General features: G+C 73.3%; 15 protein-coding genes. All 15 read left to right on the top strand.

Annotation, left to right across the window (positions count from 1 at the left end; translation table 11 throughout):
- The first annotated feature begins 76 nt into the window (after positions 1-76).
- Entirely contained in the window at positions 77-592 is a 516-nt protein-coding gene (gene uraD / locus ACQPY4_RS25115; protein ID WP_433324646.1) for a 2-oxo-4-hydroxy-4-carboxy-5-ureidoimidazoline decarboxylase, read from the top strand.
- A complete protein-coding gene (uraH, locus tag ACQPY4_RS25110) occupies positions 589-903 on the top strand; it encodes a hydroxyisourate hydrolase (RefSeq protein WP_433324644.1) in 315 nt (104 codons plus the stop codon). Before uraD ends, uraH begins: the two co-directional genes overlap by 4 nt.
- Before the next feature lie 8 nt (positions 904-911).
- Positions 912-1,796, top strand: coding sequence for a factor-independent urate hydroxylase (gene pucL / locus ACQPY4_RS25105; protein ID WP_433324642.1), 885 nt, complete (start codon positions 912-914; stop codon positions 1,794-1,796).
- A 10-nt stretch (positions 1,797-1,806) separates the two neighbouring features.
- The gene (locus ACQPY4_RS25100; RefSeq protein WP_433324640.1) at positions 1,807-2,685 is read left to right on the top strand and encodes an FAD binding domain-containing protein; all 879 of its coding nucleotides are present in this window, start codon (positions 1,807-1,809) and stop codon (positions 2,683-2,685) included.
- Position 2,686: 1 nt separating this feature from the next.
- Complete coding sequence (locus ACQPY4_RS25095; RefSeq protein ID WP_433324638.1) at positions 2,687-3,160, top strand: (2Fe-2S)-binding protein; 474 nt, start codon at positions 2,687-2,689, stop codon at positions 3,158-3,160.
- Complete coding sequence (locus ACQPY4_RS25090; RefSeq protein ID WP_433324636.1) at positions 3,157-4,512, top strand: 8-oxoguanine deaminase; 1,356 nt, start codon at positions 3,157-3,159, stop codon at positions 4,510-4,512. Before ACQPY4_RS25095 ends, ACQPY4_RS25090 begins: the two co-directional genes overlap by 4 nt.
- Complete coding sequence (gene pucD, locus ACQPY4_RS25085) at positions 4,513-6,843, top strand: xanthine dehydrogenase subunit D (RefSeq protein ID WP_433324634.1); 2,331 nt, start codon at positions 4,513-4,515, stop codon at positions 6,841-6,843.
- Between the two features lie 100 nt (positions 6,844-6,943).
- Positions 6,944-8,395, top strand: a complete 1,452-nt coding sequence (locus ACQPY4_RS25080) for an NCS2 family permease (protein ID WP_433324632.1) — start codon at positions 6,944-6,946, stop codon at positions 8,393-8,395.
- A gap of 22 nt (positions 8,396-8,417) precedes the next feature.
- Complete coding sequence (locus tag ACQPY4_RS25075; RefSeq protein WP_433324630.1) at positions 8,418-9,527, top strand: XdhC family protein; 1,110 nt, start codon at positions 8,418-8,420, stop codon at positions 9,525-9,527.
- A 97-nt stretch (positions 9,528-9,624) separates the two neighbouring features.
- Positions 9,625-10,011 (top strand): allophanate hydrolase-related protein, encoded by a 387-nt coding sequence (locus ACQPY4_RS25070; RefSeq protein ID WP_433324627.1) that lies wholly within the window; start codon positions 9,625-9,627, stop codon positions 10,009-10,011.
- Positions 10,008-10,814: a hydroxypyruvate isomerase family protein gene (locus ACQPY4_RS25065; RefSeq protein ID WP_433324625.1), complete on the top strand. Its 807-nt coding sequence runs from the start codon at positions 10,008-10,010 to the stop codon at positions 10,812-10,814. Before ACQPY4_RS25070 ends, ACQPY4_RS25065 begins: the two co-directional genes overlap by 4 nt.
- Complete coding sequence (locus tag ACQPY4_RS25060; protein ID WP_433324623.1) at positions 10,811-11,707, top strand: NAD(P)-dependent oxidoreductase; 897 nt, start codon at positions 10,811-10,813, stop codon at positions 11,705-11,707. The genes ACQPY4_RS25065 and ACQPY4_RS25060 overlap by 4 nt, the downstream gene beginning before the upstream one ends.
- Before the next feature lie 11 nt (positions 11,708-11,718).
- The gene (locus ACQPY4_RS25055) at positions 11,719-12,846 is read left to right on the top strand and encodes a glycerate kinase (protein ID WP_433324621.1); all 1,128 of its coding nucleotides are present in this window, start codon (positions 11,719-11,721) and stop codon (positions 12,844-12,846) included.
- On the top strand, positions 12,839-13,807 hold the full coding sequence (gene alc / locus ACQPY4_RS25050; RefSeq protein ID WP_433324619.1) for an allantoicase: 969 nt from the start codon (positions 12,839-12,841) through the stop codon (positions 13,805-13,807). The genes ACQPY4_RS25055 and alc overlap by 8 nt, the downstream gene beginning before the upstream one ends.
- Positions 13,804-15,582: a glyoxylate carboligase gene (gene gcl, locus ACQPY4_RS25045; protein ID WP_433324617.1), complete on the top strand. Its 1,779-nt coding sequence runs from the start codon at positions 13,804-13,806 to the stop codon at positions 15,580-15,582. Before alc ends, gcl begins: the two co-directional genes overlap by 4 nt.
- The last annotated feature ends 11 nt before the right edge of the window (positions 15,583-15,593 follow it).

Here is a 15,593-nt window from a genome sequence, read left to right as displayed (position 1 = left end):
TTCCTGTCTCTCGACCGCCTCGGGGCAGGCTGTGTGTACTTCAGAACAACCGACCGGAACGAGGGTGGATGTGCCGATGACCGCGCTGGACCGATTCAACGGGCTCCCTCCGGCGGAGGCGGAGGCCGAGCTGCTGGCCTGCTGCGCCTCCGGGCGCTGGGTGACGGGGATGGCGGCCGGCAGGCCCTACCCCGACGCGGCCACGCTGCGCCTCATGGGCGCCGCCGAACTGCACCGCCTCGGCTGGGACGGCGTCCTGGAGGCGCTGGCCGCCCACCCCCGCATCGGCGAGCGCGTCGCCGGCGAGGACCGGGAGTCGGCCTGGTCGCGGCAGGAGCAGTCCGGCATGGACCGGGCCGCGGCGGGGCTCCGGGACGCCCTGGTCGAGGGCAACCTGGCCTACGAGGCGCGGTTCGGCCACGTCTACCTGGTCTGCGCGACCGGCCTGTCCGCCGAGGAGATGCTCGACCGCCTGCACTCGCGGCTGCGCAACACGCCGGACGCCGAGCGGGACGTCGTCCGCGCCGAGCTGGGCAGGATCGTGGCGCTGAGGCTGACCAGGCTGGCCGCCGGAGACGGGGGAGCGGCATGACGCTGTCGACGCACGTCCTTGACGCGGCGCGCGGGTTACCGGCCCCTGACCTGGCCGTACGGTGGGAACTACGGGACGGCGACGGGAGCTGGCGCGAGCTGGCCCGCGCCCGCACCGACGGCGACGGGCGCATCGGGGAGTGGGGCGCGGCGCTGGTCGCCGGGGTGCACCGGCTGACCTTCGACACCGCGGCGCTCTCGGACTTCTACCCCGAGGTCGCCGTGGCGTTCACGGTCACCGACCCCGCGCGCCACCACCACGTGCCGCTGCTGCTCAGCCCGTTCGCCTACTCGACCTATCGAGGGAGTTAAGGACCGACATGGCCATCGTTCTCGGCCCCAACCGCTACGGCAAGGCGGAGACGCGCGTCGTCCGCGTCGTCCGCGAGGGCGGCGTCCACCACCTCAAGGACGTCAACGTCAGCTCCGCCCTGTCCGGCGACATGGACGCCGTGCACCGCACCGGCGACAACGGCAACGTGCTTCCGACCGACACGCAGAAGAACACCGCGTTCGCGTTCGCCCGCAAGCACGGCATCGACCAGATCGAGGACTTCGCGCTGCTGCTGGCGCGCCATTACGTCGGCTCCCAGCCCTCGATCCACCACGCCCGGGTGGAGATCGAGGAGTACTTCTGGGACCGGATCCCCGCCGGGGACGGCCCGCGCGAACGGGAGCACTCCTTCGTTCGCGGCGGCCGCGAGGTGCGCACCTGCGTCGTCCACCACGACCGCGACGGGACCACGAGCGTGGTCTCGGGGCTGCGGGACCTGGTCGTGCTGAACTCGACCGGGTCGGAGTTCCACGGCTTCGTCGAGGACGAGTACACCACCCTCAAGCCGACCACCGACCGGGTCCTGGCCACCGAGGTCACCGCCCGCTGGCGGCATCGGGGGGAGGACGCCTCGTTTGGACGTTCCTACAGCGAGACGCGCCGGGCCCTCCTGGACGCGTTCGCGGACACCCACAGCCTCTCGCTCCAGCAGACCCTCTACGCGATGGGACGCCGGGTGCTCGAAACGCGCGAGGAGATCTGCGAGGTCCGCCTGACGATGCCCAACAAGCACCACTTCCTCGTCGACCTCGATCCGTTCGGCATGGACAACCCCAACGAGGTCTTCTACGCGGCCGACCGCCCGTACGGCCTGATCGAGGGCTCCGTCCGCACCGACGACGCCCCCGACGCCGGAACCGCCTGGAACTGAGAGGGCGACCATGGAATTCCTGAGACCTTCGACCTGGCCGGACGCGCTGGCGGTCCGGGCGGCCCATCCGGGCGCGCTGCCCCTCCAGGGCGGCACCGACGTGATGGTGGAGATCAACTTCGATGTGCACCGGCCCGAGGCGCTGCTGGACCTGACCCGGGTGACCGAGCTGGCCACCTGGGACGTCGTGGACGGGCGGCTGCGGGTGGGCGCGGGCGTCCCCTACGTCCGGGTGATCGGCGAGCTGGGCGACCGGCTGCCGGGGCTGGCGCAGGCGTCGCGGACGGTGGGCTCGCCGCAGATCCGCAACCGCGGGTCGGTCGGCGGGAACCTGGGCGCGGCCTCGCCCGCCGGTGACAGCCATCCGCCGCTGCTCGCGGGCGGCGCGGTCATCGAGGTGGAGTCGGCGGCGCGGGGCGTCCGCATGATCCCCGTCGATGACTTCTACCTGGGCGTGAAGCGCAACGCGCTGGAGCCCGACGAGCTGATCCGGGCGTTCTGGAGCGCTCCCGCGCCCGGCCCGCAGTACTTCTCCAAGATCGGGACGCGGAACGCGATGGTGATCGCGGTGTGCTCGTTCGCGATCGCGCTGCATCCGGAGGAGCGCCGGGTCGGCACCGGGATCGGGTCGGCGGCGCCGACGCCCCGCCGGGCCGCGGCCGCCGAGGAGTTCCTCGCGGGCGAGCTGGACTGGGAGACCCGGGGCCCGCTGTCCCTCACGGCGGCCCGCCGGTTCGGCGAGCTGGTGCGGGACGCGGCCGCGCCGATCGACGACGTCCGGGGCACGGGCGACTACCGGCGGCACGCGCTGTCGGTGATGGCCCGCCGGACCCTGACCTGGGCGTGGAACGACTTCCGCGCCGCCACCACCGGAAGGGAGGCGTCCTGATATGCGCGTCACGTTCACCGTCAACGGCTCACGGGAGTCCGTGGACGAGGTGTGGGAGGGCGAGAGCCTCCTGTACATGCTGCGGGAGCGAATGGGGCTCCCGGGCTCGAAGAACGCCTGCGAGCAGGGCGAATGCGGCTCGTGCACCGTCTACCTGGACGGCGTCCCGGTGTGCGCGTGCCTGGTGGCGGCCGGTCAGGCCGAGGGACGCGAGGTGCGCACCGTCGAGGGCCTGGCCGGGGAGGACGCGCTGGACCCCGTCCAGCAGGCGTTCGTCGAGGCGGGCGCGGTGCAGTGCGGCTTCTGCACGCCGGGCCTGGTGGTGCAGGCGCACGACCTGATCGAGCGGGTGCCCGAGCCGGGCGACGCGGAGATCAGGGAGGCGCTGGCGGGGAACCTGTGCCGGTGCACCGGCTACGAGAAGATCCTGGACGCGGTGCGGCTGGCGGCCGCGCGGAAGGCGGGGACGCGGTGACGGTCAAGGTCATCGAGAACGCCCACGTCGTCACGGTCAGCGGTGCCGAGCACCCCCGCGGCCATGTGGTGATCGACGGCGACCGGATCACCGCCGTGGGGGCGGGCGGCGCCCCGGCCGCCGAGGGAGCCGAGCGGATCGACGGGCGCGGCTGCCTGGTGACCCCGGGGCTGATCAACACCCACCACCACCTCTACCAGTGGGCGAGCCAGGGCCTGGCCAAGGACAACACCCTCTTCGAGTGGCTGGTGGCGCTCTACAAGCCCTGGTCGAAGATGGACGCCGAGGTCGTGCGCGGCGCGGCGAGCGCCGGGCTCGGCTGGCTGCTGAGGTCGGGCTGCACGACCTCGACCGACCATCACTACGTTTTTCCCCGGGGACGCGGTGACCTGTTCGCCGCCGAGATCGAGGCGGCCGCCGAGCTGGGCGTCCGGTTCCATCCCTGCCGGGGCTCGATGGACCGCGGCCGGTCGGACGGCGGGCTGCCGCCCGACGAGGTGGTGGAGGATCTGGACACGATCCTGGCCGAGACCGAGGCGGCGATCGACCGCTACCACGACCCGTCGCCGGGGTCGATGCTGCGCGTGGCCGTCGCGCCCTGCTCGCCGTTCTCGGTCAGCCGCGACCTGCTGGAGCGCTCGGCCGAGCTGGCACGCTCCAAGGGCGTCCGGCTGCACACCCACCTGTGCGAGACCCTCGACGAGGACCGGCACTGCCGGGAGCAGTTCGGGATGTCGCCCGTCGACTACATGGAGAGCCTGGAGTGGCTGGGCGAGGACGTCTGGTTCGCGCACGCCGTCCATCTCCAGGACGCCGACATCAAGAAGATGGCCCAGAGCGGCACCGGCGCCGCGCACTGCCCGAGCTCCAACGCCAGGCTCGGCGCGGGGATCGCCCGGGTGGCCGACATGCTTGCCGCCGGGGTTCCGGTCGGCCTGGGGGTGGACGGCGCCGCGTCCGCTGAGATGGTGCCGCTGGCCGGTGAGGTCCGGCAGGCGATGTACATGCAGCGGGCCCGTTACGGCCCGGACGCCCTGACCGCGCGGCAGGCGCTGGAGATGGCGACGCTGGGCGGCGCGCGCTGCCTGGGCCGTCAGGACGAGCTGGGTTCGCTGGAGCCGGGCAAGCTGGCCGATATCGCGATCTGGCGGGTGGACGGCTTCTACGCGGCGATCGACGATCCGGTGACGGCGTTCGCCTACGGCGGGACGCCTCCGCTGGCGCGCCTGCTGGTGGGCGGCAGGACGGTGGTCCGCGACGACGAGCTGGTCACCGTGCCGCAGGACGAGGTCGCCCGCCGGGGCGCCGACGCCCACCGCCGCCTGATGACGCTTGCCAAGGAGGTCCTGTAGATGGCCGCGCCGATCAACGCTCCCGTCAGGGCCCCCGGCCAGGTCGCGGCCGTCGGGCGCGGCGGGGTGGGCGACAGCCCGCTCCGCCCGGACGGCGCGCAGAAGGTGGCGGGCGAGTTCGCGTATTCGTCGGATCTGTGGATGGACGGGATGTTGTGGGGTGCGACGCTCCGCAGCCCGCATGCCCGGGCCCGGATTGTGTCGATCGACATCGGTCCCGCGCTGGCGACGCCGGGCGTGCACGCCGTGCTGACGCACGAGGACGTCCCGGGCCGCAAGGTCTACGGCCTGGACATGACCTGGGACCAGCCCGTCCTGGCGTTCGGTGAGGTGCGGCATCAGGGTGAGCCGGTGGCGCTGGTGGCGGCGGATCATCCCGAGATCGCTCGGCGGGCGATGGAGCGGATCGGTGTCGAGTGGGAGGTGCTGGAGCCGATCACCGATGCGCGGGCGGTGATCGCCGATCCGGAGCGGAACCGCGTCCAGGAACGCGGCGGCCTGGCGCGGCACCAGCCGGTCCGCGTCGGCGACGTCGAGCAGGCGCGGGCGGCCGCGGCCGTGGTCGTGTCCGGCGACTTCCAGGTCGGCATCCAGGACCAGGCGTTCCTCGGCCCCGAGTCCGGCCTGGCCGTCCCGGGTGAGGACGGCGGCCTCGACCTCTATGTCTCCACCCAGTGGATGCACAACGACCTCAAGCAGCTCGCGCCCTGTCTCGGGCTGGACGAGAGCCAGATCCGGATGACGCTCGCGGGGGTGGGCGGCGCGTTCGGCGGCCGCGAGGACCTCTCGATGCAGATCCACGCGGGCATGCTCGCGCTGCACACGGGCAAGCCGATCAAGATGTCCTACAACCGGTTCGAGTCGTTCTTCGGGCACGTGCACCGGCATCCCGCCGAGATGCGGTACGAGTACGGGGCCACCGAGGACGGACGGCTCCTGTACGCCGACGTCGAGATCGTCCTGGACGGCGGCGCCTACACCTCGGCCACGCTGAACGTCACCGGCAACGCGGCCTCGCTGGGTGTGGGGCCCTACGAGATCCCGAATATCAGGATCGATGCGTACGGCGTTTACACCAACAATCCGCCGTGTGGGGCGATGCGGGGGTTCGGGGCGGTGCAGGCGTGCTTCGCCTATGAGTCGATGATGGACAAGGTGGCGGCGGCCTGCGGGATCAGTCCGGTGGAGGTGCGGCGCCGCAACGCGGTGTCGCAGGGGTCGAAGCTGGCGACCGGTCAGGTGATCCGCTCTCCGGCGCCGCTGGCCGGGATGCTCGACCGGCTGGAGGCCATGCCGATGCCCCCGGCGCTGGACGCCTCCGACCTGCGCGACCTGCCCGGGGGCGTCTCGCAGACCACACACGGCGAGGGGGTGGTGCGCGGCGTCGGCTACGGCGTCGGGATCAAGAACATCTGCTTCTCCGAGGGCTTCGACGACTACTCCACCGCCCGCGTCCGGCTGGAGCTGGTGGGCGGCGAACCGAGCGTGCTGGTGCACACCGCGGCGGCCGAGGTCGGGCAGGGCCTGGTCACGCTGGAGGCGCAGATCGCCCGCACCGAGCTGGGCGTGGAGCGCGTGGCGATCCATCCGGCCGACAACCGGGTGGGCGACGCCGGGTCCAGTTCGGCCTCGCGCCAGTCGTACATGACCGGTGGCGCGGTCAAGACCGCGTGCGAGGCCGTCCGGGCGGAGCTGCTCGCCCTGGCCGAGCGGAGGCTGGGCCGCGCCTTCGGCGATCTCATCGTGACCGGAGGCAAGATCGTCTCCCGGTCGGCGGGCGTGCTGGCCTCGATCGAGGAGATCCTCGGCGACGAGGTCATCGAGGAGACCCGCGAGTACCACCACCGGCCGACCACCGGCATGGACCCGGTGACCGGGCAGGGCGACAGCCACACCCAGCTCGCCCTTTGCGTGCACCGGGCGGTGGTGGACGTCGACGTCGAGCTGGGCCTGGTCAAGGTCGTCGAGCTGGCCGCCGTCCAGGACGTCGGCAAGATCATCAACCGGCTCTCGCTGGAAGGCCAGATCCACGGCGGCACCGCCCAGGGCCTCGGCCTGGCCGTGATGGAGGAGATCGTCGTCACCGACGGCCTGGTCCGCAACCCCTCCTTCACCGACTACCTCATCCCCACCATCCTCGACATGCCACCCATGCGCCTCGACATCCTCGAAAACCCCGACCCCGACGCCCCATACGGGCTCCGGGGCGCGGGAGAGCCACCCACGCTCTCCTCCACCCCGGCGATCGCCGCGGCGATCCGCGACGCCACCGGGCTCGCGCTCACCCGAGTGCCGGTTCGACCGGAGCACATCACGCGAGCCGCGCCCTAGTCGCGCGGGAAGGACCCCCACAACCGCACGGATCGACGCGACGGACGGCCCGCCGGGCCGGTCCGGCGGTCGGTCGCGCCCTGAAGGAGGGCACCGAGCCGTGAAGACCCAGGAGCGTCCCGAGAGAACACCGCCGTCCACCCCCGCGCCGGTCATGGCCGCGCTGGACCGCCTCTTCGACCTGCGCGGCCGGGGCACGACGGTGGCCCGCGAGGTGCGCGGGGGAGTCACCACCTTCGTCGCGATGGCCTACCTGGTCGTCCTCATCCCCCTGATCATCGGTGACGCCCAGGACGTCACCGGAGCGCGGCTCGACCCGGCGCAGCTCACCACGATGGTGGCGCTCTCGGCGGGCCTGTCGACGCTGCTGATGGGGCTGGTCGGCAACGCGCCGCTGGCCATGGCCGCCGGTCTGGGCGTCACCCCGATCGTGGTCTTCCAGGCCGCGCCGCACATGACCTGGCCGCAGGCCATGGGCCTGGTGGTGCTGGAGGGCCTGGTGATCGTGCTGTTCGCGCTGACCGGGATCCGGCAGCTGATCATGGACGCGATCCCGCTGGCGCTCAAGCAGGCGATCGGCGTCGGGATCGGCGCGTTCATCGCGCTGATCGGGCTGGTGGACGCGGGCGTCGTCGGCCACCACGGCAACGCGTCCACGCCGGTCACGCTCGGCGTCCTCGGCAAGCTGGCGGGCTGGCCCGTCGTGGTGTTCTGCGCGGGGCTCGCGCTGATGCTGGTCCTGTTCGTCCGGCGGGTGCCGGGCGCCATGCTGATCGGGATCGTCGCCGCGACCGCGTTCGCGGTCGCGATCGACTCCGCCGTCGAGATCGACCCCAAGGCGTGGGGCCCCGTCGTGCCCGAGCTGCCCGGCAGCGTGGTCGCCACGCCCCGGTTCGACCTGCTGTTCGAGATCGACCTGTTCGGCGGATTCGAGCGGGCCGGGACGATCACCGCCTCGGTGGTGCTGTTCACGCTCGTCCTGTCGGGGTTCTTCGACGCCATGGGCACGATCCTGGGCGTCGGCGAGGAGGCCGGGATGACCGACGAGAAGGGCCGGCTGCCCGGTCTCGGCCGCATCCTGACCGTGGACGGGCTCGGCGCCGTCATCGGCGGCGGCGTCAACGGCTCGGCCAACACCGCGGTGGTCGAGTCGGCCGCCGGGGTAGCCGAGGGCGCCAGGACCGGTCTGGCCAGCGTGGTCACCGGCGCGCTGCTCACCGCGCTGATCTTCGTCACCCCGTTGGCGGGCGTGGTCCCGGTCGGCGCGGCGGCGCCCGCGCTGGTGCTGGTCGGCGCGCTGATGATGACCCATGTCCGCAAGATCGACTGGGAGGATCTCGAGGTCGCCGTCCCGGCGTTCCTGGTGATCGTCCTGATGCCGTTCACCTACTCGATCACGGTCGGCGTCGGCGCCGGAGTGCTGGTGTACACGCTGCTCAAGGCCGCGCGGGGCCGCTTCGGCGAGATCCACTGGCTGCTGTACCCGCTGTCGCTGGTCTTCCTTCTTTACTTCGCTCTTCGCCCCGTCGAAGAGGCTTTGGGGATCGGCTAGATCATGGGGAGGGGACACCCGCATGCGTGAGATCGCCGGGCGGCTGCGCGCCTGGAACGACGCCGGAACCGCTTATGCCGTCGCCACCGTCGTTTCCGTCGGAGGCAGCGCGCCACGCCGGCCCGGCGCCGCGATGGCGGTGGCGTCCGACGGCGAGGTCGTGGGGAGCGTGTCGGGCGGGTGCGTCGAAGGCGCCGTCTACGAGCTGTGCCGGGAGGCCCTGCGCACCGGTGAACCCGCCCGCGAGTCCTTCGGCTACAGCGACGACGACGCCTTCGCCGTGGGGCTCACCTGCGGCGGGACCATCGAGGTCGCCGTCCGTCCCGGCCCGGTCCCCGACGCTCCGCTGGACGCGATCGCGGGCGGCGAGCCCGTGGCGTTCGTCCAGGCGCTGGACGGCTCGGGCGCGGCCTTCACCGTCCGGCCCGGCGGGTTCCAGGGCGGGACGGGCCGCGCCGACCTCGACCGGGTCGTGGTCGGTGAGGCCCGCGCCCTGCTCGACACGGGCCGTACCGGGCTGGTCTCCGTAGCCTGCGACGAGGACCTCGAGGTGTTCGTCCAGTCGTTCGCCCCGGCGCCCCGCCTGCTGGTGTTCGGGGCGATCGACCACGCGGCGGCGCTGGCGCGGATCGGGGGCTTCCTCGGATACCGCGTCACCGTCTGCGACGCCCGTCCGGTGTTCGCGACCCCCGCGCGCTTCCCCGACGCGGACGAGGTCGTCGCGGACTGGCCGCACCGCTACCTGGGCGGCCAGGCCGAGCGCGGGCTGCTGGACGGCCGCACGGTCGTCTGCGTCCTCACCCACGACGCCAGGTTCGACGTCCCGCTCCTGGAGGTCGCGTTGCGGCTGCCCATGGCCTACGTCGGCGCGATGGGGTCGCGCCGCACCCATCGCGAGCGGAACGCGCGCCTGCGCGCGGCGGGCCTCACCGAGGACGAGCTCGCCCGGCTGCGCTCGCCGATCGGGCTCGACCTCGGCGCCCGCACGCCCGAGGAGACCGCGCTGTCGATCGCGGCCGAGTTCGTCGCGCTGCGCCGTGGCGGCACGTCTGCGCCGCTGAGCCGGACCCGGGGGCCCATCCACTCTGTGCTTCCTCCAGACCTGGCTCCGGCTCCGATGCCCCTCTCGTAGGACCCCACAGCCTTCCTTGACGAGGTCAGGGGCCCGTCCTAGCGTTCATTTCGCGAAGCGGCAATCAGATTTCGTATCGCGAAATCCAGGAGGACCGATGCCCCTGATGTTCCTGAACGGCGGCGCCATGCGGGGCGGCCCGTTGCACCACCTGCTCGACGGCGCCCCGCTGGTCGCCGAGACCGCCACCGCCCCCGTCTACCGGTTCTACTCGGTCGGCGACCGGTGCCCCGCGCTCGCACCGGTCGCCCACGGCGGAGCCAGTGTCGCGGGCGAGGTCTACGAGGTCCCGATGGACGTGCTGCGCGACCGGCTGCTGCCCGCCGAGCCCGCCGAGCTGGAACTCGGCGTCATCGAGCTGGCCGACGGCTCCTCCGCGCTGGCCATGCTGCTGCGCCGTCCCCCGGCCTCCCACGGTGGCCTGACCGACATCACCGAGCACGGCAGCTGGGAGGCGTACCAGCGGGTGCGGGCGGCGGCGTGAGGTACTCGGTGGTCAACTGCTCGATCCTCTTCACCGAGCTGCCGTTGCTGGAGCGCCCGTCGGCGGCCAAAGCGGCGGGGTTCGACGCGGTCGAGTTCTGGTGGCCGTGGCCGGGCGTGCCCGTCCCGTCCGAGGGCGAGCTGGACGCGTTCTGCCAGTCCCTGGAGGACGCGCGCGTCCTCCTGACCGGCCTCAACTTCTACGCGGGCGACATGCCGGCGGGGGAGCGCGGCGTGCTGTCCGACCCGGCGCGGGCGGCGGAGTTCCGCGCCGGCGCCGAGGTGCTGGCGCGCGTCGCGGAACGGACCGGGGCCAGGGCGTTCAACGCCCTGTACGGGCAGCGGGTCCAGGGCGTCGCGGCGGCCGAGCAGGATCGTGTGGCCGCCCGGAACCTGGCCTTCGCCGCCCGGCGGGTCGGCGCCTTCGGCGGCGTCGTCCTGATCGAGCCGCTCGCCCGCGGGCTCAACGGCGCCTACCCGCTGGAGACCGCCGCCGACGCCCTCGCGGTGATCGAGCGGGTGCGCGCCGAGAGCGGGGCGCGCAACCTGCGGCTCCTGCTCGACACCTTCCACCTGGCCGCCAACGGCGAGGACCCGGCCGCGGTCGCGCGCGAGCACGCCGGGGAGATCGGGCACGTGCAGATCGCCGACGCCCCCGGCCGCGACCGCCCCGGCACCGGCGAGATCGACTTCGCGGCGCTGGACCGGGCCCTCACCGAGACCGGCTACGCCGGGCTCGTCGCCCTGGAGTACCGGCCCCAGGGCCCCACCGACCTCACCTGGACGGAGAACCACCCCTCATGAGCACGATCGCGTTCATCGGCCTCGGCGTCATGGGCGGCCCCATGGCCGCCCACCTGGCCACGGCGGGCCACCGGGTCACCGGCTACGACGTCGTCCCGGCCGGGGCCGACCGGCTGGTCGCGGCGGGCGGAACGGCGGCGGCGAGCCTCGCCGAGGCCGTCACGGAGGCCGAGGTCGTCCTCACCATGCTCCCGCAGGACGAGCACGTCGAGGCCGTCGTGTTCGGCGACGAGGCGACCGGCGGCGTGCTGCGGCATGCCCGGCCCGGCGCGCTCCTCGTCGACTTCTCCACCATCAGGCCCGAGACCTCGGTCAGGATCGCCGAGGCCGGGCGCGAGCACGGCCTGCGGGTGCTGGACGCCCCGGTCAGCGGCGGCGAGCGCGGCGCCGTGGACGCGGTGCTGTCGATCATGGTCGGCGGGGCCGAGGAGGACGTCGCGGCCGCCCGGCCGATCTTCGAGACCGTCGGATCGACCTACGCCCGCGTGGGCGGCAACGGCGCCGGGCAGTACGTCAAGGCGGCCAACCAGCTCATCGTCGGCGGCACCTACGCGCTGGTCGCCGAGGCGATCGTGCTGATGGAGGCCGCGGGCGTGGACGCCGCCGCGGGGCTCGACGTCATCGCGGGCGGGCTGGCGGCCAGCCGGATCCTCGACCTCAAGCGCGCCTCGATGCTGGCCCGCGAGTTCGCACCGGGCTTCCGCATCGACCTGCACCACAAGGACATGGGCATCGCCACCGCCGCCGCCCGGTCGGCCGAGGTCTCGCTCCCGATGACCGCGCTGGTCGCCCAGCTCATCGCCGCCGCCCGTGCCAAGGGCCACGGCGCCCTCGACCACTCCGCGCTGCTGAAGATCGTCGAGGATCTCTCCGGCCGGGCGTCCGCCGCGTGAACGGTGGGCAGGTGGTCATCGCCCCGGACAAGTTCAAGGGCTCGCTCACCGCCGCCGAGGTCGCCGCCCATGTCGCGGCCGGGCTGCGCCGCGTCCGTCCCGACGTCCCGCTGGTCGCCCTGCCGGTGGCCGACGGCGGCGACGGGACGGTCGACGCGGCCGTGGCGTGCGGGTTCGCACGGCTGCGGACCGCCGTCACCGGCCCGGCGGGGGAGCGGGTCGTCGCGGCCTACGCCGTCCGGGACGACACGGCCGTGGTCGAGCTGGCCGAGGCGTCCGGGCTGCGGCTGCTGCGGGACGACCCGACACCGCTGACCGCGTCCAGCCACGGCACCGGCGAGCTCATCGACGCCGCGATCGGCGGCGGCGCGACCCGGATCGTCCTCGGCCTGGGCGGCAGCGCCTGCACCGACGGCGGCACGGGCATCGCCGCCGCGCTCGGCGCGCGGTTCCTCGACGCCGAGGGACGCCCGCTCCCGCCCGGCGGCGCCGCGCTGCGGCGGCTGCACTCCCTCGACGTGCGCGCCCTGCGCGAACGCCTGGCGGGCGTGACCGTCGTGGTGGCGAGCGACGTCGACAGCCCGCTGCTCGGCCGCGACGGCGCGGCGGCCGTCTTCGGCCCCCAGAAGGGCGCGAGCCCGTCGCAGGTCAGGACGCTGGAACGCGGGCTGGCCCGGCTGGACGCCGTCGTCCGCCGCGACCTCGGCGTCCACGCGGCCGGGCTGCGCGGCGCCGGAGCGGCCGGGGGAGCCGGTTACGGGGCCCTGGTCTTCCTGAAGGCCACCATCCGTCCGGGCATCGCGTACCTGCTCGACCTGCTCGGGTTCCCCGACCGGGTGGCGGGCGCCCGGCTGGTGATCACCGGCGAGGGGTCCCTGGACCGCCAGTCGCTGCGCGGCAAGGCCCCGATCGGCGTGGCCCGTGCGGCGGCTCGCGCGGACGTGCCCGCCGTCGCGGTCTCGGGCCGCCGCGCCCTCACCGGCGAGCAACTGCGCAAGGCCCGCCTCCAGGCCGCCTACGCCCTCACCGACCTCGAACCCGACCCGGCCAAGTGCATGACCCACGCCGGTCCCCTCCTCGAACGGCTGGCCGAGCGGCTGGCACGGACCTGGCTCGACGAACGGAGTGCCCATGCCTGATCTCGCGGTGCGGACGCTGGGCGGGTCGGTGATCGCCGCCAGCGACGAGTCGTTCGCGGTGAAGGAGAATCTGATCAACCCGTGGGAGCCGGGGTTCACCGCGCACTCGTTCGGGGCCAAGGGGCAGGAGTACGACGGGTGGGAGACCGCCCGCCGCCGCGACGGTGGTCATGACTGGGCGATCGTGCGCCTCGGGCTGCCCGGGGTGATCGATCGGGTCGTGATCGACACGGCCTGGTTCAAGGGCAACTACCCCCCGCACGCCTCCGTGGAAGCCTGCGCGGCCGACGCGGACCCCACCGACGACACCGAATGGGTGGAGGTCGTGCCGCGCAGCCCGCTCAAGGGCGATTCCACGCACGAATTCGAGATCGCGGCCGAGCGTCGTTTCACTCACGTGCGGCTGACCATGTTCCCCGATGGCGGGATCGCGCGGTTGCGGGTGCATGGGCGGGTGGTGCCCGACCCGGCGCTGCTCAGCGGTCTGACCGTCGATGTGGCGGCGCTGGAACACGGCGCCCGCGTGGTGGCCTGCTCTGATGAGTTCTACTCCAGCCCCGAGCACATGCTGCACCCCGGCCACGCCCGCAACCAGGCCGAAGGCTGGGAGACCGCACGCCGCCGCGACGGCGGCCACGACTGGGCCGTCATCGCCCTGGCCGCCCAGGCCACCCTCGCCCTGGCCGAGATCGACACCACCCACCTCAAATTCAACGCCCCCGCCGCCATCACCCTGTCCGGCGCCACCGACCCCCAAGGCCCCTGGCACACCCTGCTGCCCCGCACCCCCATCCGCCCCGACCACCGCCACCGCATCCGCCTGGACACCACCCGCCCCATCACCCACGCCCGCCTCGACATCCACCCCGACGGCGGAATCGCCCGCCTCCGCCTCCTCGGACACCTGACCCCCGACGGCGAGCGGACGCTCGCCGCCCGCTACGCAAGGAGCGCGACATGACCCGGATGACCGCCGCCCGCGCCGCCGTGGAGATCCTCAAGCTCGAAGGGATCACCCACGCGTTCGGCGTCCCGGGTGCCGCGATCAACCCCTTCTACGCGGCGCTGCGGGAGGCCGGCGGGATCGAGCACACGCTCGCGCGGCACGTCGAGGGCGCCTCGCACATGGCCGAGGGCTACACCCGCGCCGCCCCCGGCAACATCGGGGTCTGCGTGGGCACGTCCGGTCCCGCCGGGACGGACATGATCACCGGGTTGTACTCGGCCATCGGCGACTCGATCCCGATCCTGTGCGTCACGGGCCAGGCCCCCCGGGCGCGGCTGCACAAGGAGGACTTCCAGGCCGTCGACATCGCCTCGATCGCCGCCCCGGTCACCAAGATGGCGGTGACCGTGCTGGAGCCCGCGCAGGTGCCGGGGGTGCTCCAGCAGGCGTTCCACCTGATGCGGTCGGGACGTCCCGGCCCCGTGCTGGTGGACCTCCCGCTCGACGTGCAGCTCGCCGAGATCGAGTTCGACGCCGGGACCTACGCGCCGCTGCCGGTGTACCGGCCCGCCGCCACCCGCGCGCAGGTCGACCGGGCGATGGCGATGCTGAACGCGGCCGAGCGCCCGCTGATCGTCGCCGGGGGCGGCGTCGTGAACGCCGACGCCTGCGCGCCGCTGCGCGAGTTCGCCGAGATCACCGGCGTGCCCGTCGTCCCGACGCTGATGGGCTGGGGCGCGATCCCCGACGACCACGACCTCAACGCGGGAATGGTCGGGCTCCAGACCTCGCACCGCTACGGCAACGCCACGTTCCTGGAGTCGGACTTCGTCCTGGGCATCGGCAACCGGTGGGCCAACCGCCACACCGGCGGCCTGGACGTCTACACGCGCGGGCGCACGTTCGTGCACGTGGACGTGGAGCCCACCCAGATCGGCCGGGTCTTCGCGCCCGACTACGGCATCGCCTCCGACGCCGGGCTGGCGCTGGAGCTCTTCGTCCAGGCGGCCCGCGAGCTGCGCGACGCGGGCGAGCTGCCCGACCGGACGGACTGGGCCGCGTCGGCGCAGCGGCGCCGGGCCACGCTCCAGCGGCGCACCCACTTCGACGACGTGCCGATCAAGCCGCAGCGCGTCTACGAGGAGATGAACCGGGCGTTCGGGCCCGACACCCGCTACGTCACCACGATCGGCCTCTCCCAGATCGCGGGGGCCCAGCTGCTGCACGTCTACCGTCCGCGCCACTGGATCAACTGCGGCCAGGCGGGGCCGCTCGGCTGGACGATCCCGGCCGCGCTCGGCGTCGCGGTCGCCGAACCCGGCGCCCCGGTGGTGGCGCTCTCGGGCGACTACGACTTCCAGTTCATGATCGAGGAGCTGGCGGCCGGGGCGCAGCACAACATCCCCTACATCCACGTGCTGGTGAACAACTCCTACCTGGGCCTCATCCGCCAGGCCCAGCGGACGTTCGACATGGACTACCAGGTGCGGCTGTCGTTCGAGAACGTCAACGCGCCCGAGCTCGGCGGCTACGGCGTCGACCATGTCAGGGTCGCCGAGGGCCTGGGCTGCAAGGCGATCCGGGTGACCGAGCCGGACGGCCTGCTCCCCGCCTTCGAGGAGGCGAAGAAGCTGGCCGAGGAGTACCGCGTGCCGGTCGTCGTCGAGGCCGTCCTGGAACGCGTCACCGACATCGCGATGGGCGCCCGGGACATCGACGCCGTGGTGGAGTTCGAGGAGGTCGCCACCGAGGCCGCCCACGCCCCCACCGCCGTCCGGCGTCTGGTGTGAGGGCGCGGGCG

It is taken from the genome of Spirillospora sp. CA-294931, assembly GCF_050946795.1.
In the GTDB taxonomy this organism is placed as follows: Bacteria; Actinomycetota; Actinomycetes; order Streptosporangiales; family Streptosporangiaceae; genus Spirillospora.
The sequence above is the reverse complement of the archived record's forward strand: the minus strand, read 5'-3'. Positions and strand labels throughout refer to the sequence as shown.

Excerpts from the sequence above, each read along its gene's own strand:
- uraD (WP_433324646.1), top strand. The coding sequence starts at position 77 with ATGACCGCGCTGGACCGATTCAACGGGCTCCCTCCGGCGGAGGCGGAG.
- uraH (WP_433324644.1), top strand. The coding sequence starts at position 589 with ATGACGCTGTCGACGCACGTCCTTGACGCGGCGCGCGGGTTACCGGCC.
- pucL (WP_433324642.1), top strand. The coding sequence starts at position 912 with ATGGCCATCGTTCTCGGCCCCAACCGCTACGGCAAGGCGGAGACGCGC.
- ACQPY4_RS25100 (WP_433324640.1), top strand. The coding sequence starts at position 1,807 with ATGGAATTCCTGAGACCTTCGACCTGGCCGGACGCGCTGGCGGTCCGG.
- ACQPY4_RS25095 (WP_433324638.1), top strand. The coding sequence starts at position 2,687 with ATGCGCGTCACGTTCACCGTCAACGGCTCACGGGAGTCCGTGGACGAG.
- pucD (WP_433324634.1), top strand. The coding sequence starts at position 4,513 with ATGGCCGCGCCGATCAACGCTCCCGTCAGGGCCCCCGGCCAGGTCGCG.
- ACQPY4_RS25075 (WP_433324630.1), top strand. The coding sequence starts at position 8,418 with ATGCGTGAGATCGCCGGGCGGCTGCGCGCCTGGAACGACGCCGGAACC.
- ACQPY4_RS25070 (WP_433324627.1), top strand. The coding sequence starts at position 9,625 with ATGCCCCTGATGTTCCTGAACGGCGGCGCCATGCGGGGCGGCCCGTTG.
- ACQPY4_RS25060 (WP_433324623.1), top strand. The coding sequence starts at position 10,811 with ATGAGCACGATCGCGTTCATCGGCCTCGGCGTCATGGGCGGCCCCATG.
- alc (WP_433324619.1), top strand. The coding sequence starts at position 12,839 with ATGCCTGATCTCGCGGTGCGGACGCTGGGCGGGTCGGTGATCGCCGCC.
- gcl (WP_433324617.1), top strand. The coding sequence starts at position 13,804 with ATGACCCGGATGACCGCCGCCCGCGCCGCCGTGGAGATCCTCAAGCTC.